The sequence below is a fragment of the Amycolatopsis sp. AA4 genome (assembly GCF_002796545.1).
Lineage (GTDB): Bacteria > Actinomycetota > Actinomycetes > Mycobacteriales > Pseudonocardiaceae > Amycolatopsis.
The window spans coordinates 1,402,188-1,424,214 of record NZ_CP024894.1; the positions used below are offsets into that span (position 1 = coordinate 1,402,188).

Below are 22,027 nucleotides of genomic sequence, written 5' to 3' on the forward strand. Positions count from 1 at the left end.
GCAATGCGGGTATTGGCCGCAATGAGCGGAGGAGTCGACTCGGCCGTCGCCGCTGCGCGCGCAGTGGACGCCGGCCACGACGTCGTCGGAGTGCACCTGGCGCTCTCGGCTCAACCTGGCACGCTGCGGACAGGTTCCCGCGGCTGCTGCACCATCGAAGATTCCCACGACGCTCGCCGGGCCGCGGATATCCTCGGCATCCCGTTCTACATTTGGGATTTCGCGGAGCGCTTCACCGAAGAGGTAGTTGAGACCTTCGTCGGTGAGTACGCCGCCGGTCGCACGCCGAACCCTTGCGTGACTTGCAACGAGAAGATCAAGTTCGAGGCCCTGCTCGAGAAGGCACTCGCTCTTGGTTTCGACGCTGTCGCGACCGGCCACTATGCGCGCCTCGCGACCGTTGACGGCGAGTTGGAACTGCGCCGGAGCGCGGACGAGGGCAAGGACCAGTCGTACGTCCTGGCTTCGCTGCAGCCGGAACAGTTGCGTCACGCGATGTTTCCGCTGGGCGACTCCTGGAAGTCGGACGTGCGCGCCGAGGCGGAGCAGCGCGGTCTTTCGGTCGCGCGGAAGCCGGACAGCCACGACATCTGCTTCATCCCGGACGGCGACACCAAGAAGTTCTTGGAGAAGCGACTCGGCGAGCGTCCCGGCGAACTCGTCGACGCCGAAACCGGTGCAGTGCTCGGGCGTCACACCGGCGTACACGGATTCACCGTGGGCCAGCGGAAGGGCCTCGGTATCGATGCGCCGGCCGCTGACGGGCGACCGCGGTATGTCCTTTCGCTCGAGCCTGTTTCGGGCACGGTGAAGGTCGGGTCGTCGGCCGACCTTGGAGTCCAGGCCATCGACGCGGACCGGGCGATCTGGCCGAGCGGACGGGCATTGGACGGTCCGACCGAATGCACCGTCCAGGTTCGCGCGCACGGAGGCATCGCCGACGCGGTCGCCGAAGTGGATGAAGACGGACGAGTCTCCATCCAGCTGCGCGAGTCGTTGCGCGGTGTGGCACCTGGCCAGGTAGTTGTCCTTTATCGGCGAGACGACCAGGCGGGCGACCTCGTGCTAGGCAGCGCCAAGATCTCCGGCACGCGCTGATCTCCTTATGCGCCTAGGCGTTCCTCCTCAGGGTGTTCCGGCGTGGGTTGGGGGTCGTGCAAGGGCGGAGGCGCGCTTTCAGCCTTCTCGCCCGTCGGTGTCGTGACGATCAGTTTCCCGTCCGGCATGACCTCGTAGCTCCAGTCGGCTCGATTCTTGAGGCGGCGGTGTCGCAAGCAGTAGCTCAGCGTCGAGTCCGCATCCTCGGGACCAGAACCGGTCGTTTCAGTCAGGCAGTTGTGCGCGGGCCGCGGGCAGCCAGGCTGTCGGCATTCGCGGTCGCGCACCCGCACGAACTCTTCGACGTCGATGCTCGGCCGATACCGGAACTTGCCGACCTCGATCACCTGTCCGGTCAACGGATCGGTGATGACCCGCCGGACGGTCGTGTCGGGACCAGTAGCGATGTGGCGGGCGAGTTCGGCTGGGATGTGGCCGTGGCCGGCCAGTTCCGCGGGATTGTCGTTGAGGCCCAGGTATGTCTTCAGATCGACATAGAGGTACACCTCGGTTTGCTCCGCAACGCCGCCCTTGCCGCTGAGCAGCAGATCGATCGCGACGTCAGCGCGTAGCTGGTCGAGAGTTCGCTTCTCGTTGCCGGTCTTGAGCGCTCGCGCGATCTTGTCGACACGCAGGTAGGCCGCTGCGGCTTTGTCCGCCGAGAGGTTGTCGACGGTGAGCCGCGAGATGCCTTCGCTCTGGTGCTGCAGGTTGACGCGACGTTCGGATTTCCGCTGAGCCAGCCGGTTCATCGCACCTTCTGGGTCGATTTTCGTTGCGGCGTAAGCGGTTGCCTTGCGGACTTGAGTCGGGTTCTTGTCCTCCAATCGGTGTTCGAGCAGGTAGTCGACCATTCGTGCATGGCGGTCGGACAGGTGGCTGGTGCCGTCAGTGACCTTCATGGCGCGATAGAGGTCGAACTTGCCCTGATCCATCAGACGGAAGGTTCGGGGCAGTCGTTGAGCGAGAGCTTCAGCGGCGGCGAGCATCGCGCCTGCTCGGGTATCGGTGATACGCAAGGCGATCGCGAACTCGCACGCGAGCTCGTGCGGGTCTGATCTTCGTCTTCGCATGCCTGCCATGCAATGCAGCTGCAGCGCCTGCAAGCGGGCGATCTGGCGGTTCGCGTCCTTCACCGCCGTCATCAACTGGTCTGGTTGCAGGCGATCGAAGAGGCTGAGGTTCGCGTGCATGGCGCGAAGCAGGAAGGCCAGGTCTGCGGTTTCGGTAGTGTTGTGGGTCTGATCGGCGTGCTCCGCCGGTGTGGTTGCGTTGCTCATGATCGTCACGATACGCAATTATTCGAGTACAGTCAGCTAAATTGCGCGAGGGGACCCATCGTGCAATCGCTTGTCATTTGCGTGACGACTCTGGCACGGTGAAAGCCTGATGGCTGAGCGCACGGACGGCTGAAGCTGTGTGGAGGAGGTGATCAGAGATGCAGCTTGAAACCCGTGTGACTCGCGACGAAGCCCAGTCGTTCGTAGAAGCGGTGCGCTGCCGTCCTTGTCGTGTCCGAGGTGAGTTGGACCAGGCCGCAGCCGCGTCGCCGCGATTCGTCGATGGCCCACTGCACGAGTTGCGCGCCCATGCCTGAGCCGCGGTGATCGCGGTGTACGCGCACAGCTTCGATTTGCCCGCGAAGGGCTCCACGCCGTGCGAGGCCGGGGATGATCGTCAGCTGAAGCGTGGCTACTGGCCGGTCGTTTGACGTCGCGACGACTAGTAGCTGATTTGGGTCTGCGGCGATGGCTTTGAAAGCTCGCAGGTAGGGCTCGAGGTCGGCCGGCGAGTCGCGGGTGGCTCCCAATTGGTCGTCCGCAAGCATCTGGACGATTGCTTCGACGTCGTCGGCGCGAGCTTGTCTCACAGTGATAGGAGGCACGGCGGATCAGTATTCCATTGGGCGAGTGCTGGACGGTTGCCGCTACGTGGTCTTGTAGCGGCGAATGCCGTCGATGTTCTCGGCTGCGAGCTTGTTCTGCGAGACCAGCAGATCCAGGTGTGCGCCGGTCTCCAGGACAGCGAGCATCTGATTGAACGCGTCCATTTCGGACAGTTTGCGGCCACGGCGCGTCCAGCCGAGGCGGTTGGCGGCTTCGAAAGCGGTGCTTGCTCCGGCTTCGATCTGAGCCGCCATCGTTTCGAGACGTTGCCGGTGGTGCTCGAGAAGTTCGTCGATGCGGGCGTGCACGCTGTCGGTGACTGGGCCGTGCGCCGGCAACATGCGCCGGTCCGGCATGCCGCGAACCAGGCGGAGGGAGTCGAGATAGTCGTTCAGCGGCAACTCAGCCGGAACAGGCTGGAAGCCGATCGACGGAGTGATGTGCGGGAGCACGTGGTCGCCGGAGAACAACAGGTCGGCTGAGCCGTCGACGAAAACCACATGGCCATTGGTGTGGCCTGGGGTGTGGACCACGTCGAACTCGCGGTCGGGCAGCACCGCTCGTCGGCCAGGCGTCAGCCATTCGTCCGGCTCTTCCCAGAGATTCGCCTCGGTGTGGCGAGGTTCCGAACCGAACAGCTTGCTGAGCGCAGTCAGGACTTCTTGCCCGCCGCTGAGGCGAAGGAGGTCGAGCTGGGCTTGCATGGGGAACTGGTCCGGGTTGGCGCTCGCGTCGAGGGAAGGCTGCTCGAGCTTGCCGAGGGCGATCCGGTTGCCGAACTCGCGCCGAAGCGCGACTGCCTGCGTGTAGTGGTCGCGGTGGACATGGGTGATGAGGAACTCGCGGACATCGCCGAGCTCGGCGTCGATCGCCTTGAGCGCGTCGGCCAGTAATTGGCGAGATTCGGTGAGCGCCCACCCAGAGTCGACGAGAACGAGGTTCGTGCCGTCGGTGACGGCGTAGACGTTGACTGCGCGCAGAGCGTCGTGCGGCAACGGCAAGGGGATCCGGTAGACGCCCGCGGCCACTTCGTAGACCCCGGGATCGGCCCAGTTCGAGTTACTGCCTTCGGGCAACGGCTCCACGGCGACCTCCGTCCAGGCGGGACCTCGGCGTCCCGGACTTTCCTTACATTGGGCCGTATTCCGGTCGCTGTCCACCTGGCTGGACTGAGACACCGGTCACGTGATCAGCTGCGGTCCGCGGTGAGGGCGATGTCGATAGTCAACGTTGTCGCGACGAGCATGCTGGCCAGCGGCTCGGGGACCTGCAGCGGGACCTCGACGAGACAGGCGTTGCCGCTGATCGGCGAGAACTCCGGCGACGGGTCGTCGACGCGGGCGACCTCGGTGCCGGCCGGATCCTCGACCGTGACTTCCCACCGTTGCCTGCCAGTGGCGACGACAGTCGCGATCGTCCGGCCGTCGGCGCGCAGCGTGAACCGGACGCGGCCCGCGTCGGTCGGGATGATCTCGCCGATCGGCGTCCCGTCCGCACGGGTGACCACGAAGCGGGCCAGCGGGTCCTTCGAGGGCTTCTCTACCTTGAGGACAGTGCTTTGGTTCGCGTCGCGGACCTCGAACCTGCAGCTGACGTACTGGTCGGATTTCCGCAGAAGCTGAATGACCCTGCGCAGAAAACGGGGCGTAGTGACGGCCACCCCGCCGATTCGGAGGCCGTGGCGATCGAAGACGCCGTATTCCTGGTCAGCGGCGGTCGGCTGAACGTCCCGGCTGACGTAAAGGACCGGCTCAGTGAAAAGGGTCCGCTCAAAAGAGCGGCTAGAAGCCCGGCGGCCCGGTATTCCGGGCATGCTGCCCCGCCGCGGCTCCCGGGCGGATGCGTCACCGGGTGTTTTGCCGGGCGGTGGCGGGGCGGAGCTGGTCATGACGATCCAGACTAACGCGGTGACCGCGAATTCGGTGCAGGCAAAGGGATATGCGGCGAATGTCCGGCTATTGCCGCGCGGTCGGGTGAAGCTTGTCCGCAGGGGCGGTGCGGACGGCGGCTGCCCGTTCCGCGACAATCCGGCCTGTGACTGAACGACCTTGGCCCGCGGGCGCGGCGACAGGAATCGGGTCCATGCCGGGGACCGATCCCGTCGAGGCCGCTGCCGTGGTGTTCGGAGAACTTCCCGGCTTCCCGTACGTGCCCGAATTGCCGGCTCGCGGCGTCGGCGCCGACCTGGTCGGCCGGACCGCGGCGTTGCTCGTGGACCTCGCGATCGAGGTCGTGCCCAGCGGTTATCGCGTCGCCGGGCGGCCCGGCCACGATCACCGTCGTGGGCGTGACCTGCTCCAGTGGGACCTGGACGCCGTCCAAGCCGCCCGCGAGAACACCGGCGCGCCGGCCGTTCTCAAGACCCAGATCGCCGGACCTTGGACGCTCGGTGCGGGGGTCGAGCTTGCCCGCGGACATCGGGTGCTCACCGACCGCGGGGCGTTGCGGGACTTCACCTCCTCGCTGCTCGACGGGCTTTCTCAGCACGTCGCGGAGCTGACCGCGAGGACTGATGCGCCGGTCGTCGTGCAGCTAGACGAGCCGTCGTTGCCCGCTGTTCTCGCCGGAAAACTGCCGACTCCGTCGGGATACGGCAACGTCCCCGCGGTGCCTGAGCCGGAGGTTCGGGAGTTGCTTGCGACGACAATCGAACGGATCGGCACGATGACCGGTCAGCCGGTCATCGTCCACTGTTGCGCTCCACGGCCGCCGATCGCTCTCTTCCGTGCCGCGGGCGCTGGGGCGATCGCGTTCGACATCAGCATGCTGGCCGGTGCGTCGGCCGAGCTTTTGGACGAGATCGGCGAGGCCTGGGACAGCGGTATTTCGTTCTTCCTAGGCCTTGTACCGGCCACGGACCCGGTGACTGCTCCGGGGCTTAAGGACCTCGCGGCACCCGCGCTCAAACTCGTGGACCGGCTGGGGTTCAACCGTTCAATCTTGGCTGAGCGTGCGGTTCCGACGCCCGCGTGCGGTCTTGCCGGTGCCACGAACCAGTGGATGCGCCGCGCGCTCGCTCTTAGTCGCGACCTGGGCAAAGGGTTCGTGGAGCCGCCTGAGAACTGGTGATTCCGCGGACGCGCTGCTGCCGTGGCGCGTACCGTGGCTGGTGAAGAGAAGCAACCGGGGGAAATTCCGAATCATGCGTTTGTTCCGTCGTCGCCGCTCGGAAGCCGACACCGAAGCCGCGCCGCCCGATCCCCGCACGCCATGGCCGGAGCAGCAGGTGCCGTCCGACGCTGTCGCCGCGGCAGCTGCGTTCTGGCAAGGGTGGTACGACCTTCTGCCCGAGGTCAGTGCCGCGCTGGGCGAGGGCGAGCCGCACCGTGTCGAGCACGACCTGTGCGTGCTGGTCGAGACGCTGCACCCGCGACTGCACTTCTCGCTCGAACGCGGCCGGACCGCGATCTACGCGCTGGTCGTCAGCGGCCAGGAAGACCCGGAGCTGCGCCCGTACACCGACGCGTGGAAAGCGGCTGGACCGCCGGACGACGCCATCTGGGAGTACCACGATTCGGTGCCTCCGGTCCCGGACCCGACTGAGGTGACGGTGAACCTGGGCGAGCACCGCATCTCCCTGGCCGACGTCCGGGTGGTCGCGCAGGTGGACGACGGCGTGGTCGACGTCGCTGTTCATCACCCGGCGTTCGCGGACCTGGACGAGGCTTCGCGCACCACGATGACGTTCCTGCCGCTCGACGCGACGCTCGGCGAACGTCTGGCCGCCGAGCGGCTGCGCCGGGTCGAGACCGCCGAGGCCGCGCCGGAGGGCACGATCGATCTCCTGGAGTTCCGGGACCTTGTGCACGGACTGCCGGAGCAACCGGACGAAAGTGTCGGTGCCTCCGGCTAGGCTCACCATCCGTGAGCAGCACCGACCTTCCCCAAGACCCGGTGGCCGTGGAGGCCGCCCAGGACGTGACCGATGTGCCGGCCGACGTGCGCGAGCGGCACGGCGCGCTCGCCGAGGAGATCCGCGGCCATCAGTTCCGGTACTACGTGCTGGACTCGCCGATCATCTCCGACGGCCAGTTCGACGCGCTCCTCGGTGACCTCCAGAAGATCGAGGACGAGTACCCGGCGCTGGTCACGCCGGATTCGCCGACCCAGAACGTCGGCGGCACGTTCTCCACCGAATTCACCGCGCACGACCACCTCGAGCGCATGCTGAGCCTGGACAACGTGTTCACCGCCGAGGAGTTCCTCGCGTGGGTCGAGCGCGTCGAGAAGGAAATCGGGTCCGCGGAGTACCTGGCCGAGCTGAAGATCGACGGCTTGGCCATCAACCTGCTCTACGAAAACGGCAAGCTCACCAGGGGTCTCACCCGCGGCGACGGGCGCACGGGCGAGGACGTCACGCTCAACATCCGCACCCTCGACCAGGTGCCGGACCGGCTCACCGGCACCGACGAGTTCCCGGTGCCGAAGCTTGTCGAGGTGCGTGGCGAGGTCTACTTCCGCGTCGAGGACTTCCTCGAGTTGAATGCGAAAATGGTCGAGGCGGGCAAGCTTCCGTACGCGAACCCGCGCAACACGGCGGCCGGGTCGTTGCGGCAGAAAGACCCGAAAATCACCAGGGAACGCAGGCTGCGGCTGATCTGTCACGGCCTCGGCAAGCGCGACGGCTTCGAGCCGGTCACGCAGTCGCATGCCTACGACGCGTTGGCGGCGTGGGGGCTGCCGGTGTCGCCGTACACGCGTGTCCTGCGCACAGGCAAGGAACTCACCGAGCACATCGCCTACTGGGGTGAACATCGGCACGACGCCGAGCACGAGATCGACGGCGTGGTGATCAAGGTTGACCAGGTCGCCTTGCAGCGTCGCCTCGGCACTACGTCGCGCGCGCCGCGGTGGGCCATCGCCTACAAATATCCGCCGGAAGAAGCGATCACGATGCTGCTCGACATCCAGGTCGGCGTGGGACGCACCGGAAGGGTCACGCCGTTCGCTGTCACCGAACCGGTGAAGGTCGCGGGCTCGACGGTCGCGCGGGCGACGCTGCACAACCAGGAAGAGGTCAAGCGCAAGGGTGTGCTGATCGGCGACCGGATCGTGATCCGCAAGGCCGGCGAAGTGATTCCCGAGGTGCTTGGTCCCGTCGTCGACGCGCGGACCGGCGACGAGCGTGAATTCGTGATGCCCACCGAATGTCCGGAATGCGGCACGAAACTCGCCTATCAAAAGGAAGGCGACAAGGACATCCGCTGCCCGAACAGTCAGTTTTGCCCCGCGCAGTTGCGGGAACGGCTGTTCCATCTCGCCGGGCGCGGTGCGTTCGACATCGAAGTGCTCGGGTACGAGGCGGCGGTCGCGCTGCTCGACGCCAGGGTAGTCGCCGACGAGGGCGACGTATTCGATCTCAACGAGGAGTCGCTCGCCGAGGTGGAGTTGTTCCGCACCAAGGCGGGCGACCTGTCGGCGAACGCGCGGAAACTGCTGGTGAACCTCGATTCGGCGAAGGACCGTCCGCTGTGGAAAGTGATCGTCGCCCTGTCGATCCGGCACGTCGGGCCGACCGCGGCGCAGGCGCTCGCGCGCGAATTCGGTTCGCTGCAACGGATTGAGGACACGACCGAGGAGGAACTCGCGGACGTCGACGGCGTCGGTCCGACCATCGCGCACGCCGTTCAGGAATGGTTCGAGGTCGATTGGCACCGGGAGATCGTCGAAAAATGGCGACGGGCCGGGGTTCGGATGGAGGAAGAGCGCGACGAGTCCATCCCGCGGAATCTCGAGGGCCTGTCGATCGTGGTGACCGGGTCGCTCGACGGGTTTTCCCGTGACGAAGCGAAAGAAGCCATCATGGCGCGCGGTGGCAAGGCCGCGGGATCGGTGTCGAAGAAGACGTCGTTCGTCGTGGTGGGCGACGCTCCGGGTTCGAAGTACGACAAGGCCGTGCAGCTGAAGGTGCCGGTCCTGGACGAGAACGGGTTCCGCGCGTTGCTGGAGCGCGGCCCGGAGGCGGCTGCGGAACTGGCGCTCGACACCGGTGCGGACGAGGAAGCTGAGGGCGGCGATGAGTGAGGTGGAGATCCGCCCGGCGCGGCGGGAGGAATTCGACGCGGTCGGCGAGGTGACCGTCGAGGCTTACCGGATCGAGGGATTCTTCGAGACTGACGCCGCGTACGAGGCGAAACTTCGCGACGTCTCTGGGCGGGCGGAGCATGCCGAACTGCTGGTCGCAGTCGATCCGGAGGGACAGGTCTTGGGATCGGTCGCGATTGTGCAGCCGGGGAGCAAGCTGTCCGAGATATCCCAGCCGGGGGAGTTGGAGTTCCGCATGCTGGCGGTCGCGGAGGCGGCGCGCGGGCGAGGAATCGGGGAGGCGCTTACCCAAGCGGTGCTGGCGCGCGGCCGGGAGCTTGGCGTCGACCGGGTGGTGCTGAGCAGCCTCGACGTGATGCGGAAGGCGCACCGGCTCTACGAGCGGATCGGGTTCCGTCGGTTGCCGGGGCGGGACTGGCACCCGCATCCTGGGGTCAGCCTGATCGCCTACGAGTACGGCTTCTGACGTCTCGTTCTCGCAGGTCAGGGGCTTTTGCCGTTTTTTGGCGAAAGTCTTGGGCGGGGTTCGCCGCCGGTATTTGCCGCTGAACGGCGACGGCTTGACAGACCTCGTCCCGGCTCTCGTCGGGCACTGGCGGGTGCCCTGACGGCCATGGTGGTGAGCGTCGGCCCGGAACCAGGGTGCGCGGTCTTCGCTGGTGGATAGTGGTGCGCGGCGGGTCTGTTTGGCGTGCTTCGACCGGCTATGGGTTGTAACGGGTGGATGTCTGGCTTCGACTCAAGCTGTCACGTGTGAAGTACCGACTCATACCGAGGAAGCGTGACCATGGCGAAGTTCGTGCAAGCTGCTGTTCCAGTCGTTGGCGTTGCCGCGTTTCTCGCCGTTGCTTGCAACACAGCCCCGCAGCCTGGCGGCACAACAACGACGATCTCAACCGAGACCGTGACCGCGGTCGAGTCTGCGACAGCGACCGTCAGCGTGCCGGTCAGCGCCGCGCAGCCAGCGACGATCAAAGTCCCTGATGTGTCTGGTATGAACCATCAGGACGCGCAGGACGCCATGCAGGCGGCTGGGTTGTACAACCTGCGTGAGGTCGATTCGTCCGGGAAGAAGCGGATGATGATCATCGACCGGAATTGGTGTCAGACCGGGCAGGATCCCAAGCCGGGAACCGTGGTCGCTGCTGGTGCGGTCATCACCCTCTACGCCGACAAGTGCTGATTGCCGCCGTGGCGTGCCCGCGGTAGCCGTGGGCGGGCGGGGCAATGTCACCGTCATGAGGGAGATTTGTCTGCACTTGAGGACAGCCGCTGGCGATGGAACCCGAGTGCAAAGGGACGCGTCAGCTCTTGAACCCCTGCCGGCTACGGCGTTCGACTCGCTGATTCGCCATTTACCGGCAAGACCGGCCAGGCCGCTCGGAACAGCCGTCTCGAACGCATCAGGACAGCTGACCCAAGCCTTGGGTCACCCGTCCAGAACCACCGCGACGATCCCGGCGAAATGCGCCAGCCGAGCGACCTCCGCGGCCCGGAAATTGGGCCCGCCCGGCCGCGCGACGAGCATCGCTTTCCCCGGCTTGCCGAGCGGGGTAGCGGCCAGTTCGGTGCCGAGTTCCTTCCAGGTCTCCGGAACCCAGGAATCCTCGCCGTCCAGGACCGTCGCGCGTTCCAGCGGCAGCCACGGCAGGTCCGTGAACGGGTTCTCCGGGGCCGCACTCGACGAAGCCAGGCGACGAGGGCCCGATTCCGCGTGCTCGACGATCACCGCCCACCCGGCGCGAATGATTTTCGGCACACCTTCGGCGAGCAAATCCAGCCCGGCTTTCGGCTGCGCGGCGATCTCCTCGACCAGCTCCAGCTCGCGATGGGTGTCGAGAATGCCCGCGTACGGCCGCACCGCGTCGACCTCGACGCCTTCCACGCTCTCGGCCGCGGTGATCAGCGCGTCCGGGAGCCGGCCCGACGGGAGTTCGACCACCAGGTCGTCGATCGCGAGCCCGCCGCCGCGTTCCACCACGTCCACGCTCAGGATGTCCGCCCCGACGGTGCCGAGCGCGGTCGCGACCGCGCCGAGCGTGCCGGGGGAGTCCGGTAGCTGGACCCGGATCAGGAACGACACCACGCGCCCCTCTCGCCTCAGGCGTCCCAGCCTTGTCGTGGGACGCGCTTGCCGGGCGCCGATTGTGACAGACCGGGTACCCGCTGGGGCCCGCTGTCCGGCAAGCGGGACGCCCTGCCCGGCGCCCGCGGCCCGATAACCCGGTCGAACCGTCCGACGCCGTCACCATAGACTTGCAGCTTCCGAGAGCACCCGCACAGCACACCCCGGGAGTCACCCGCGTGCCCAACATTTCCCGAGACGAGGTCGCACACCTCGCCAGGCTGGCCAGGCTGGCCGTGACCGACGACGAGCTGGACGTTTTCGCCGGCCAGCTCGACCAGATCCTGGACTCGGTGGCGAAGGTCAGCGAAGTCGCCGCGGAGGACGTCCCGCCGACCTCGCACGCCGTGCCGCTGACGAACGTCTTCCGCGAGGACACCGTCCGGCCCAGCCTCGAGCAGCAGGACGCGCTGGCCGCCGCGCCGGCCGCCGAGGACGGCCGGTTCCGGGTGCCGCGGATCCTGGGAGAAGAACAGTGAGCGAACTCGTCAAGCTGACCGCCGCCGAGCTGGCGGCGAAGATCCACGCACGCGAGGTGTCCGCCGTCGAGGTCGCGCAGGCGCACCTGGACCGCATCGCCGCGGTGGACGACCACGTGCACGCGTTCCTGCACGTCGACACCGAAGGCGCGCTCGGCGCGGCCAAGGCCGTCGACGAGCAGCTGGCCGCGGGGGAGCAGCCGGCGTCGCCGCTGGCGGGCGTCCCGTTGGCGCTGAAGGACGTGCTGACCACCAAGGGCGTGCCGACGACCTGCGGGTCTCGCACGCTCGAAGGCTGGCTGCCGCCGTACGACGCGACTGTCACGCGCAAGCTGCGCGAAGCCGGTGTCGTGATCCTCGGCAAGACCAACATGGACGAGTTCGCGATGGGCTCGTCGACGGAGAACTCGGCGTACGGCCCGACGCACAACCCGTGGGACCACGCGCGCATCCCGGGCGGTTCGGGCGGCGGTTCCTCTGCGGCGATTTCGGCGTTCGAGGCCGCTCTCGCGATCGGTACGGACACTGGCGGCTCGATCCGTCAGCCCGGTGCCGTAACCGGCACTGTGGGCGTGAAGCCGACGTACGGCGGAGTGTCGCGCTACGGGCTGGTGGCGTTCTCGTCTTCGCTCGACCAGGCCGGGCCGTGCGCGCGTACGGTGCTTGACGCCGCACTGCTGCACGAAGCGATCGCTGGCTACGACCCGATGGACTCGACGTCCATCAACGCACCGGTGCCTCCGGTTGTCGCCGCGGCGCGCGAAGGCGCGAAGGGCGACTTGTCCGGCGTACGCGTCGGCGTCGTGAAGGAGTTCGGCGGCGACGGTTACCAGACAGGTGTGCTGCGGTCGTTCGAGGCTGCTGTGGAGCAGCTTCGCGCGCTCGGCGCCGAAGTGGTCGAGGTCTCGTGCCCGCACTTCACGTACGCGCTGCCTGCGTACTACCTGATCGCGCCGAGCGAAGCGTCGTCGAACCTCGCGCGCTTCGACGCGATGCGGTACGGCCTGCGCGTCTCGGACGACGGCGAACACAGCGCCGAAGAAGTCATGTCGCTGACGCGCGAGAAGGGCTTCGGCGCTGAAGTGAAGCGTCGCATCATGCTCGGCACGTACGCGCTTTCGTCGGGCTACTACGACGCGTACTACGGCTCCGCGCAGAAGGTGCGCACGCTCATCACGCGCGACTTCACGCAGGCCTTCGAGAAGGTCGACGTGCTCGTGTCGCCGACGACGCCCACCACGGCGTTCAAGCTCGGCGAGCGCGTGGACGACCCGATGGCGATGTACCTCGCCGACCTGTGCACCATCCCGTCGAACCTCGCGGGCAACGCCGCCATGAGCGTCCCGAGCGGACTGTCCGACGAGGACGGGCTGCCGGTCGGCCTGCAGATCATGGCCCCGGCGCTCGCCGACGACCGGCTGTACCGCGTCGGCGCCGCGTACGAGGCCGCGCGCGACGCCGCTGCCGGCGGCTCGCTCGTGCACCAGGTTCCGGAGCTGGGAGGAACGAAGTGACTGCCGTGGCCGAGTTGATGGACTACGCCGAGGTCGTCGAGCGGTTCGACCCCGTACTCGGGCTCGAGGTCCACGTGGAGCTCAGCACGAACACGAAGATGTTCTGCGGCTGCGTCAACGAGTTCGGCGGCGAGCCGAACACCAAGACGTGCCCGACCTGTCTCGGCCTGCCCGGTTCGCTGCCGGTCGTCAACGGCAAGGCGGTCGAGGGCGCGATCCGGATCGGTCTCGCGCTCAACTGCGAGATCGCGGAGTGGTGCCGGTTTGCCCGGAAGAACTACTTCTACCCGGACATGCCGAAGAACTTCCAGACGTCGCAGTACGACGAGCCGATCGCATTCAACGGCTACCTCGACGTGACGCTGGACGACGGCGAGGTCGTGCGCGTCGAGATCGAGCGCGCGCACATGGAGGAGGACACCGGCAAGTCGCTGCACATCGGCGGCGCGACCGGTCGGATCCACGGCGCCGAGCACTCGCTGCTCGACTACAACCGCGCTGGGGTGCCGCTGATCGAGATCGTCACCAAGCCGATCACCGGCACCGGCGAGCGGGCGCCCGAGGTGGCGCGCGCGTACGTCACCGCGCTGCGCGACCTGCTGCGGGCGCTCGACGTGTCCGACGTCCGCATGGACCAGGGGTCGCTCCGCTGCGACGCGAACGTCTCGCTGATGGCCAAGGACGCGACCGAATTCGGCACCCGCACGGAGACGAAGAACGTCAACTCCCTGCGCAGTGTCGAGCGCGCGGTGCGGTACGAAATGACGCGCCAGGCGGCGATCCTCGCCGAGGGCGGGTCGATCCGGCAGGAGACGCGGCACTTCCAGGAGGCCGACGGCACCACGTCGTCCGGGCGCGCCAAGGAAACCGCGGAGGACTACCGGTACTTCCCGGAGCCCGACCTCGTGCCGATCGCGCCCTCGCGCGAATGGGTCGAGGAACTGCGCGCGACGCTGCCGGAGATGCCGTGGGAGCGGCGCAAGCGGATCCAGGAAGAGTGGAAGCTCTCCGACGAAGCGCTGCGCGACCTGCTGAACGTCGGTGCCGTCGATCTCGTCGCTGCGACGGTCGAGGCTGGCGCGACGCCGGACGAGGCGCGCGGCTGGTGGGTCAACACGCTGGCGCAGGAAGCGAACGCGCGCGAGGTCGAGCTGGCCGAACTGGCGATCACGCCGGCGCAGGTCGCCGAGGTGATCGGGCTCGTGTCCTCCGGCGAGCTGACGAACAAGCTCGCCAAGGAGGTCGTGCAGGGCGTTCTCGCGGGCGAGGGCTCGCCGCGCGAGGTCGTCGAGAAGCGCGGTCTGAAGGTCGTCTCCGACGATTCGGCGCTGCTCACCGCTGTCGATGAAGCCTTGGCCGCGCAGCCGGACATCGCCGACAAGATCCGCGGCGGCAAGGTCGCCGCGGCGGGCGCGATCGTCGGCGCGGTCATGAAGGCGACCAAGGGCCAGGCCGACGCCAAGCGGGTGCGCGAACTGATCATCGAGCGCGTCGGTTCCTGAGTGGCTTTCTCGCTCCGACGCGCCACCTGGCGCGAGTGGCTCGGCCTGGCGGCCGGGCTGCTCGCGGTCGGGTCGACAGCTCTGCCCTGGACCGTGTTGTCCGCGGATACCGCTACTTCCGACGTCCGTGACGCGTTCCGTACGTTGCCGCACAGCGACGTCGTGCGGACGGCGTGGAATTCGGATCTCTTCTCGTGGGGCCCGCCGCTGCTCCTGGCCGTGGTGGGGCTTGCCGTGGTGTTGTTCGGGCAGGTCACGAAGGCACGGGTGAGCGGGCTGCCGCAGCTGTGGCTGGTGGGCGGCCTGGTTACGGTGTTGCTGATGGTGATCGGCTGGACGACGCTGGACTGGGTGTTCGACAGTGACCAGCGGGCGTTCCTGGACGCTGCGGGCGTGTCGATCTCCGGCGGGCTCGGGCGGTATCTGGGGATGGCGTTCGCGGTCGGGTCGGTCGTGATGGCGATCGTGGACATCCGGGCGGCTCGGGCGGAGAGTCGGGCTCCGCGTCGTCGCCGCTGAACGGCGACGCGGGCGTTTCTGGCTGGGCTTCTGGCGGATTTGCCGCTCAGTGGCTACGGCGAGTGGACCTCGTTGGTGAGCAGGCTTGGGCCGGATTCGCCGCTGGGTGGCGAGGGGTGTCCCCGGTTGCGAGGTGGCGCTGGTCGGGTTTGCCGCTGAGTGGCGACTACGTGCCCTAAGCCGAGGTCCGGTCTCGGCGGTTCGCCGTTGGGCGGCGACTGGGCGTGCCCGGTTGAGCGACAGCTCTTAACGCACTTGCCGTCGAGCGGCCACTGCGACGAGGCGAGCCGTCATCGCTAGTGAGATTCGCCGCCGGGCGGCAAATGGGATGGCGACGGTGCTCCCAGAAGGTGAATGGTGACGACGATGGTGCCGCAGCCGGTGTCGGGGGTCGATGCGGGGTGATGCGGTGGGGATGTCGCTCTGGGGCGGTGCCGCGTCGGTGCCGACGGATGGCGAGTGATTGTCGCCGCTGAACGGCGAAACTCCGTTCAGCTTGACACTGGCGGGGAGCGCCTGGACGGCCAGCCCCGGCGAGGCGGAACGCAAACAGCCGCGGTGACCGGATCAGCTGCGATCAGCTGTCGCCGCTAAACGGCTAACCGCAGGTCAACCGGCGTTCCGGGGCCTGGAGAAGGCCCAGCCGGGGGCTCGCCGGGAGTCAGTCCTTGCCCGGACCGCCGCCTGTGTCGCTCACCACGATCAGGACCACGCGGTCGTCGCTGGAGACTGGTTTGCCGCCGTCCTTGTTGACGGTCCCGGCGACGGCCAGTTGCGGGTTGATCATGCTCATGGCCGAGAGCCGGCCGTAGGTCGTGGCGGCCTTGCTTTTGCCGTCGAGGGTGACCGTCGGCTTGCCGGTGACGGCACCGTCCTTGTTGACCGGCACGTTCTGCAGCCCGGTGGACGACGCGATGCCGAGAATGCCGTTAGCGTCGACGAAATCGACGCAGCCGCCTAGGGAGGGCCTGTCCGGCCAGGTCCACGCGGGGGCGCTGAGCGGCTGTCCGGACTGCAGTCGGTACACGGCGTCCGGGCCGCTGGCCGGGTGGTCGGTCACCCACGCGCGCTTCCCGTCGGACGAACGGCAGATGCCGCCGGGGGAGTGCAGGCCCGACGCGTAGACGGCGGATCCAGGCGTGGGATTGCCGGTCGCCGGTTTTCCGGACACGTCGATGCGGAGGACCTTGCCTGCCAGGGAGTTCGGATCCGCGGCCGCGGCGGGGTTGCCCGCGTCGCCGGTCGCGACGAGCAGCGAACCGCTTCCGTCGCTGGCCAGCGCGCCGCGGTTGCCGGTCGCGCCCTTCGGGATGCCGGTCAGCACCGGCTTCGGAGCCTGGCCCTTCGCGAAGCGCACGACACGGTTGTCTGAGGCCGTGGTGACATATGCGAAGACCAGTTGATCCTCGACGTAGCTCGGCGACAGCGCCAGGCTGGTGAGCCCGCCGTCGCCGTCGGCTTGGACGTCCAGTTGCGCGAACGACGTCGCGTCGTGCCCGGAGCTGGCCAGCATGACCCGGCCGGTTTTCCGTTCACCGGCGAGAGCGGCGGGGGCGGATCCCTCGCCGGGAAGTCCGGCGACGGCGGCGACTGTGTCCAGACAGGTGGCGATGACGGCCTTGTCGAAGTCCTTGCAGCCCTGCGGAGGCGGAACCGGTGAAGGCGGCGCTTGCGCGGGACCGGTGTGGGGACCGCTGCCGGGGCCGTCACCGTGCTCCTGGATGTGCGGCGGAGATTCGGGACTCGGCACCGGCGCGGGGGTGAACGTCTGGCCGGCGGCGGTGTCGTCGAACCGGGCGCAGCCGGAAAGCACGAGGCCGCCGCAGGCGAGGAGGGCCAGCGGCGCCGACCACCGGAATCGGGTACGCATGATGCCCCAGCCTAGGTGGCGCGGCGTGAGCCACTGGTAAGTGGCTACCGTGGTGATCATGACAGTCACCGTGCTGGTCCCGGACGACGAGGGCGTCGCTGTGCTGTCCGAAATCCCCCTCGTCCACGCGGTGCGCTACGAATGGGGCCGTCCGCTGCCGCCGGAGGCTGCGAAAGCCGAGGTGCTCGTCCCGGCCATGGATTCGGCGGACGACGACATCTGGAGCGATCTGCCGAATCTCAAGCTGGTGCAGCTCCTGACCGCCGGAGCGGAAGACTGGGTCGGCCGCGTGCCGGATGGCGTTCTGCTGTCCACCTGCCGCGGTGCGCACAGCGGCAGCATGGCGGAGTGGGTCGTCGGCGTCTTGCTGTCGATGTACCGAAATCTGGACGTCTACGCGGCGGCGCAACGGGCCGGACGCTGGGAGCAGCTGCCGTCCGACACCTTGCAGGGGCAGCGGGTGCTGATCGTCGGGGCTGGGGACGTCGGGCGGCAGTTGCGGCGGCGGTTGGAGCCGTTCGACGTCCGCTGCACGATGGTCGGGATGTCGGCGCGCGAGGGCGTACACGGTGTCGACGAGTTGCCGGAACTGTTGCCGCACCACGATGTGGTGGTCATGATGGTCCCCCTCACGTCGCGGACGCGAGGCATGGTCGACGCCGGTTTTCTCGCCGCGATGCGTGATGGCGCGGTGCTGGTCAATGCCGCTCAAGGGCCGGTTGTGGTCACCGACGCGCTGGCGGCGGAACTCGCCGCGGGACGGCTTCGCGCCGCGCTCGACGTGACCGATCCCGAACCGTTGCCAGCGGACCATCCGTTGTGGACAGCGCCCGGTTTCGTGTTGACGCCGCACGTGGCCGGAGCGGTGCGGGGCGTCCGGCGGCGGGCTTATTTGGTGGCTGCGGTGGAAATCGCCCGGTACGCTGGCGGAGAGCTACCTGGCAATCTCGTGCGCGGCGAATACTGATCCTTTTCCCGGATGTCGGCCCGGCACTCAGGGTTAACCCTGAAAGTGCCCCTGACCTCGGCGTGCTCGCTCGCGGGGCACGGCTGAATCCCCTAATCTTCGCCGCGTGACCACTCAAGGGGACGACTACCAGACCAGCGTGCTGTCCGGTGTCGAGGACTCTGCCGGCAACGACTACGACGAACCGCGGCAGGGCGGTCTCGGCTTCGGCCTGCTCGTCTTGCGCCTGGGGCTTGGCGTGATCATGGGTGCGCACGGCCTGCAGCATTTGTTCGGCGCTTTCGGCGGGCCGGGCGTCGGCGGCTTCGCGCACGTGCTCGAGATGTTCGGGTACCACAAGCAGACGACGCTGCTGTCCTGGATCACCGGCGTCACCGAGGTCGCGGGCAGTGCGCTGGTGATCGTCGGCCTCTTCACGCCGCTCGCCGCGGCGGGGCTGCTGGGGGTGGCCGCGAACATCGTCTACGCGAAGTTCCACGGCGGTTTCTTCCAGGGCATCGGTCAGGGCTGGGAGTACGAGATGCTCCTGGGCCTGTGCGCGTTGACGCTGATCTTCACCGGAGCGGGCACCATCTCGCTGGAGCGGAACACGCCGTGGCGTAAGCGGCCGTTGCCGCTGGGGCTCATCTCGTTGCTGCTGGCCGCGGCTGCGTCTGTGGTGGTCATCGTTCTGACCCGTTGATCTGGGCGGGCCTGCGTCGTTGACTCGGTGGAGGCGGCTGTAGCCGACGGTTGCCTGGGCTGGGCTTCCGGTCACTGACCAGGTCGTCGAGGTGTTGCCGTTTAGTGGCGAATGCCCGGTCAGAGCGGAAATCCGGGCTGGTTGCCTGCTGGCTCGGCTCGTGAGCGGCGATGGTAGCCGAGGGTTTCGCGGCTGGTTTGGCGTGGCGTGGGTGGTCGACTGGTGGCCGTTCGATGGCTATTCGCGTCGGCCGGAGTCTGGGGTCCGGCCGGGATGCCTGTTCGCCATTGAGCGGTGACTCGGGTCGATCGGGAGGGAGCGTTCGCCGTTCGGTGGCGAATGTTGCTCGACCGGAGGAGCCGGGCTGGCCGGAGTAGCTGGTTGCCGTTGAATGGCGATTCGCGTCGATCAGGATTTCGGGGTGGGGAGGGGAGCGTTCGCCGTTGGGCGGCGAACGCAGTGGCTCGGGGGACTCGGGCTGGCCGCGGTGACTGTTGGCCGTTGGGCGGCGAATCGTGTCGACGGCGGGTCCGGCAGTAGCGGTTGAGGGTGTCAGCGGTCCAAACCGGACTGGTCACGACACGAAAAGGGCCCGCGCACTAAGCGCGGGCCCCTCCCGGAGAAAGCAGAAAGCAGGATCAGCGGTTCGGGTCCCGAACCGCGCCGGTGTCGGCTGAGGTGGCCATCCGGGCGTAGGCCCGCAGCGCCGAGGTGATCGGGCGCTCCCGGTCCTTCGGCTGCCACGGACGTTCCGAAGCCTCCATCTTGGCCCGCCGTTCGGCCAGGACCTCCGGTTCGACCAGCAGCTCGAGCCGGCGCTCGTGGACGTCCAGAACGATCTGGTCGCCGTTCTCCACCAGGCCGATCAGGCCGCCCGCGGCGGCTTCCGGCGAGATGTGGCCCACCGAGATGCCCGAGGAGCCGCCGGAGAAGCGGCCGTCGGTGATCAGGGCGCATTTCTTGCCGAGGCCGGAACCCTTGAGGAACGCCGTCGGGTGCAGCATCTCCTGCATGCCGGGGCCGCCTGCCGGGCCCTCGTAGCGGATGACCAGCACCTCGCCCGGCTGGATTTCCTTCTTGAGGATCGCCGACACGGCTTCCTCCTGGCTCTCCAGCACCCGCGCCGGACCCTGGAAGTGCCACAGGTCCTCGTCGATGCCCGCGGACTTGATCACGGCGCCGTTCTCGGCCAGGTTGCCGCGCAGGATCGCGAGGCCGCCGTCCTTCGTGTAGGCGTGTTCGACGTCGCGGATGCAGCCGCCGGCGGCGTCGGTGTCCAGTGACGACCAGCGGTTTTCCGTCGAGAACGCCTGCGTCGTCCGGACCCCGCCCGGCGCGGCGCGGAACAGTTCCAGCGCCTTCTCCGACGGCGACTCGGCGCGGATGTCCCACTCGTTCAGCCACGTCGCGAGGTCCGGCGCGTGGACCGCGTGCACGTCGGTGTTCAGCAGGCCGCCGCGGTACAGCTCGCCCAGGATCGCCGGGATTCCGCCGGCCCGGTGGACGTCTTCCATGTGGTAGTCGGAGTTCGGCGCGACCTTCGACAGGCACGGCACCCGCCGTCCGATCGCGTCGATGTCGCTGATCGTGAAGTCGACCTCGCCCTCCTGCGCGGCGGCGAGGATGTGCAGCACGGTGTTCGTCGACCCGCCCATGGCCATGTCGAGCGCCATCGCGTTCTCGAACGCCTTCTTCGTGGCGATCGACCGCGGCAGCGCCGACTCGTCGTCGGAGCCGTACCAGCGCTTGCACAGTTCGACCACCGTGCGGCCGGCGTTGGAGAACAGCTCGCGCCGGGCCGCGTGCGTCGCGAGCGTGGAACCGTTGCCCGGCAACGACAATCCGAGCGCTTCGGTGAGGCAGTTCATCGAGTTCGCGGTGAACATGCCGGAGCACGAACCGCAGGTCGGACACGCGGAGCGCTCGACCTCGGACAGGCCGGCCTCGTCGATCGCCGAGTTCGCGGACGCCGCGATGGTGGTGATCAGGTCCGTCGGGGCGTGCGCGACGCCCTCGACGACCACCGCCTTGCCGGCCTCCATCGGGCCGCCGGAGACGAACACGGTCGGGATGTTGAGCCGCATCGCGGCGTTGAGCATGCCCGGCGTGATCTTGTCGCAGTTGGAGATGCACACCAGCGCGTCGGCCTGGTGCGCGTTGACCATGTACTCCACCGAGTCCGCGATGATCTCGCGCGACGGCAGCGAATAGAGCATGCCCGAGTGGCCCATCGCGATGCCGTCGTCGACCGCGATCGTGTGGAACTCGCGCGCGATGCCGCCGGCCTCGGCCACCGCCTCGGCGACGATCTCGCCGAGGTCCTTGAGATGCACGTGGCCGGGCACGAACTGGGTGTAGGAGTTGGCGATCGCGACGATCGGCTTGCCGAAATCGCTGTCGGTCATTCCGGTCGCACGCCAGAGCGAGCGTGCGCCCGCCGCGTTGCGACCGTGGGTGGTGGTCCGGGAACGGAGGTGCGGCACGGCATTCTCCCAGGTCAGAAGGCTGAACCAGGCGGAGGGGAACTACGGCTCCGCAAACTGGTCCTACCAATTCTACTCGGCTGGTTCGCCGTTGCCGCCGCCGGTCCGTCCCGCGTCGGCGGAGGGCTCCGGTTCAGCAGGCCCGGAGGCGGAGCCAGAAGCGGGCTCGGGAGCGGGTTCCGCGGCGGATTCCGGAGCTGCCTCCGGCGCGGTCTCGGCGGCCGGTTTCTGCCCGGTGAGCTCCTCGTCGCTCAGCACGCCCGACGGGTCCTTGATCTTGCCCTCGCTCACCAGCGCCAGTACCGGAAGATGCCGCGTCCGCACCGTGGGAAGGCTGACTTGCGTGTCGTCGCCGAGGACCGCACGCACGCGGGCCTTGTTCGTGATCGCCAGTCCCTTGAGCGACGACCACGGCAGTTCGCGGTTGCCGAAGACGGTCCGGACGTGCAGTCCTTCGCGGGTCGCGACGGTGCGCGTGCGCGCGACGAACACGAACAGCGCGAGCGGGAAGACGTACAGCCACTGGAATCCGCCGATCTCGCCCAGTGCGATCGGTGTCACACAGACGGTCAGCAGACCGATCGCGAGATACGCCGTGGTCGGGATCCGGAAGACGGCCTTCCGGCCCTCGTCCGCACGCTGGTCCTGCTGTTTCTTGGCCACGAAGGAATGGTGCACCGACGCTCGCGGCGGCCTGCGCCCGGGTCGCGCGCGGGCAGTACTGGCCGTCCACGATGCGGAACCGCTGTCCCGTAGAGTTGACACTCGCCCGGGCGCGCGACTAACGTCGGGGCCGTGATTACGCAGACCGGTCTCGTACTTCCCAAGCGCGCCGACGCTTAGGAAGAGTCCTCTGC

Annotated in this window: 20 protein-coding genes; 12 read left to right on the plus strand and 8 right to left on the minus strand. The window is 67.9% G+C overall.

Going from position 1 to position 22,027, the window contains the following annotated elements:
- Positions 1-3: 3 nt before the first annotated feature.
- Positions 4-1,098 carry a tRNA 2-thiouridine(34) synthase MnmA gene (gene mnmA / locus CU254_RS06750; RefSeq protein ID WP_037712797.1) on the plus strand — a complete coding sequence of 365 codons (1,095 nt, stop codon included), beginning with the start codon at positions 4-6 and terminating at the stop codon, positions 1,096-1,098.
- A gap of 5 nt (positions 1,099-1,103) precedes the next feature.
- Here the strand turns inward: mnmA and CU254_RS06755 are convergent, their stop codons facing one another.
- From CU254_RS06755 to CU254_RS06770, 4 genes are all read right to left on the minus strand, one after another.
- On the minus strand, positions 1,104-2,378 hold the full coding sequence (locus CU254_RS06755) for a DUF222 domain-containing protein (protein ID WP_050788398.1): 1,275 nt from the start codon (positions 2,376-2,378) through the stop codon (positions 1,104-1,106).
- 152 nt (positions 2,379-2,530) lie between these two features.
- Positions 2,531-2,974, minus strand: a complete 444-nt coding sequence (locus CU254_RS06760) for a GNAT family N-acetyltransferase (protein ID WP_078561079.1) — start codon at positions 2,972-2,974, stop codon at positions 2,531-2,533.
- Between the two features lie 51 nt (positions 2,975-3,025).
- Positions 3,026-4,069, minus strand: coding sequence for an MBL fold metallo-hydrolase (locus tag CU254_RS06765; protein ID WP_037712806.1), 1,044 nt, complete (start codon positions 4,067-4,069; stop codon positions 3,026-3,028).
- Positions 4,070-4,173: 104 nt separating this feature from the next.
- Positions 4,174-4,644: a hypothetical protein gene (locus CU254_RS06770; protein ID WP_199785823.1), complete on the minus strand. Its 471-nt coding sequence runs from the start codon at positions 4,642-4,644 to the stop codon at positions 4,174-4,176.
- Positions 4,645-5,018: 374 nt separating this feature from the next.
- Between CU254_RS06770 and CU254_RS06775 the strand changes: the two genes are divergently transcribed.
- The 5 genes from CU254_RS06775 (at position 5,019) to CU254_RS06795 (ending at position 10,212) form a co-directional block, all read left to right on the plus strand.
- A complete protein-coding gene (locus CU254_RS06775) occupies positions 5,019-6,053 on the plus strand; it encodes a methionine synthase (protein ID WP_009073984.1) in 1,035 nt (344 codons plus the stop codon).
- Between the two features lie 73 nt (positions 6,054-6,126).
- Entirely contained in the window at positions 6,127-6,837 is a 711-nt protein-coding gene (locus CU254_RS06780) for a hypothetical protein (RefSeq protein WP_009073986.1), read from the plus strand.
- Between the two features lie 11 nt (positions 6,838-6,848).
- Positions 6,849-9,008: an NAD-dependent DNA ligase LigA gene (ligA, locus tag CU254_RS06785; RefSeq protein ID WP_037712809.1), complete on the plus strand. Its 2,160-nt coding sequence runs from the start codon at positions 6,849-6,851 to the stop codon at positions 9,006-9,008.
- The gene (locus CU254_RS06790; RefSeq protein WP_009073990.1) at positions 9,001-9,495 is read left to right on the plus strand and encodes a GNAT family N-acetyltransferase; all 495 of its coding nucleotides are present in this window, start codon (positions 9,001-9,003) and stop codon (positions 9,493-9,495) included. Before ligA ends, CU254_RS06790 begins: the two co-directional genes overlap by 8 nt.
- 321 nt (positions 9,496-9,816) lie before the next feature.
- On the plus strand, positions 9,817-10,212 hold the full coding sequence (locus CU254_RS06795) for a PASTA domain-containing protein (RefSeq protein WP_009073992.1): 396 nt from the start codon (positions 9,817-9,819) through the stop codon (positions 10,210-10,212).
- Between the two features lie 246 nt (positions 10,213-10,458).
- Here CU254_RS06795 and CU254_RS06800 read toward each other — a convergent pair whose 3' ends face one another.
- Entirely contained in the window at positions 10,459-11,112 is a 654-nt protein-coding gene (locus tag CU254_RS06800; RefSeq protein WP_037716711.1) for an amino acid-binding protein, read from the minus strand.
- 221 nt (positions 11,113-11,333) lie between these two features.
- Here CU254_RS06800 and gatC point away from each other — a divergent pair, with 221 nt between their 5' ends.
- Genes gatC through CU254_RS06820 form a run of 4 tightly spaced genes read left to right on the plus strand, consistent with a single transcriptional unit; the run spans position 11,334 to position 15,168 of the window.
- Positions 11,334-11,633 carry an Asp-tRNA(Asn)/Glu-tRNA(Gln) amidotransferase subunit GatC gene (gatC, locus tag CU254_RS06805; protein ID WP_009073996.1) on the plus strand — a complete coding sequence of 100 codons (300 nt, stop codon included), beginning with the start codon at positions 11,334-11,336 and terminating at the stop codon, positions 11,631-11,633.
- Positions 11,630-13,147, plus strand: coding sequence for an Asp-tRNA(Asn)/Glu-tRNA(Gln) amidotransferase subunit GatA (gene gatA, locus CU254_RS06810; protein WP_009073998.1), 1,518 nt, complete (start codon positions 11,630-11,632; stop codon positions 13,145-13,147). Before gatC ends, gatA begins: the two co-directional genes overlap by 4 nt.
- On the plus strand, positions 13,144-14,649 hold the full coding sequence (gatB, locus tag CU254_RS06815) for an Asp-tRNA(Asn)/Glu-tRNA(Gln) amidotransferase subunit GatB (protein ID WP_009074000.1): 1,506 nt from the start codon (positions 13,144-13,146) through the stop codon (positions 14,647-14,649). The genes gatA and gatB overlap by 4 nt, the downstream gene beginning before the upstream one ends.
- Positions 14,650-15,168, plus strand: coding sequence for a hypothetical protein (locus CU254_RS06820; protein WP_009074002.1), 519 nt, complete (start codon positions 14,650-14,652; stop codon positions 15,166-15,168).
- A 661-nt stretch (positions 15,169-15,829) separates the two neighbouring features.
- On the opposite strand, the gene CU254_RS06825 is transcribed toward CU254_RS06820, so the two are convergent.
- The gene (locus tag CU254_RS06825) at positions 15,830-17,038 is read right to left on the minus strand and encodes a sorbosone dehydrogenase family protein (RefSeq protein ID WP_009074004.1); all 1,209 of its coding nucleotides are present in this window, start codon (positions 17,036-17,038) and stop codon (positions 15,830-15,832) included.
- 58 nt (positions 17,039-17,096) lie between these two features.
- Between CU254_RS06825 and CU254_RS06830 the strand changes: the two genes are divergently transcribed.
- Together CU254_RS06830 and CU254_RS06835 are read left to right on the plus strand one after the other, a co-directional pair.
- On the plus strand, positions 17,097-18,005 hold the full coding sequence (locus CU254_RS06830; protein ID WP_037716713.1) for a 2-hydroxyacid dehydrogenase: 909 nt from the start codon (positions 17,097-17,099) through the stop codon (positions 18,003-18,005).
- 106 nt (positions 18,006-18,111) lie between these two features.
- A complete protein-coding gene (locus CU254_RS06835; RefSeq protein WP_009074008.1) occupies positions 18,112-18,687 on the plus strand; it encodes a DoxX family protein in 576 nt (191 codons plus the stop codon).
- Positions 18,688-19,325: 638 nt separating this feature from the next.
- Here CU254_RS06835 and ilvD read toward each other — a convergent pair.
- Both ilvD and CU254_RS06845 read right to left on the minus strand, forming a co-directional pair.
- Positions 19,326-21,170 carry a dihydroxy-acid dehydratase gene (gene ilvD / locus CU254_RS06840; protein WP_009074011.1) on the minus strand — a complete coding sequence of 615 codons (1,845 nt, stop codon included), beginning with the start codon at positions 21,168-21,170 and terminating at the stop codon, positions 19,326-19,328.
- 72 nt (positions 21,171-21,242) lie between these two features.
- On the minus strand, positions 21,243-21,833 hold the full coding sequence (locus CU254_RS06845; RefSeq protein ID WP_050788401.1) for a PH domain-containing protein: 591 nt from the start codon (positions 21,831-21,833) through the stop codon (positions 21,243-21,245).
- Positions 21,834-22,027 lie beyond the last annotated feature (194 nt).

What these genes read in the sequence shown, in the direction of transcription:
- mnmA (WP_037712797.1), top strand. Translation starts at nt 4, where the DNA reads ATGCGGGTATTGGCCGCAATGAGCGGAGGAGTCGACTCGGCCGTCGCC.
- CU254_RS06795 (WP_009073992.1), top strand. Translation starts at nt 9,817, where the DNA reads ATGGCGAAGTTCGTGCAAGCTGCTGTTCCAGTCGTTGGCGTTGCCGCG.
- CU254_RS06755 (WP_050788398.1), bottom strand. Translation starts at nt 2,378, where the DNA reads ATGAGCAACGCAACCACACCGGCGGAGCACGCCGATCAGACCCACAAC.
- CU254_RS06825 (WP_009074004.1), bottom strand. Translation starts at nt 17,038, where the DNA reads ATGCGTACCCGATTCCGGTGGTCGGCGCCGCTGGCCCTCCTCGCCTGC.
- CU254_RS06790 (WP_009073990.1), top strand. Translation starts at nt 9,001, where the DNA reads ATGAGTGAGGTGGAGATCCGCCCGGCGCGGCGGGAGGAATTCGACGCG.
- CU254_RS06830 (WP_037716713.1), top strand. Translation starts at nt 17,097, where the DNA reads ATGACAGTCACCGTGCTGGTCCCGGACGACGAGGGCGTCGCTGTGCTG.
- CU254_RS06780 (WP_009073986.1), top strand. Translation starts at nt 6,127, where the DNA reads ATGCGTTTGTTCCGTCGTCGCCGCTCGGAAGCCGACACCGAAGCCGCG.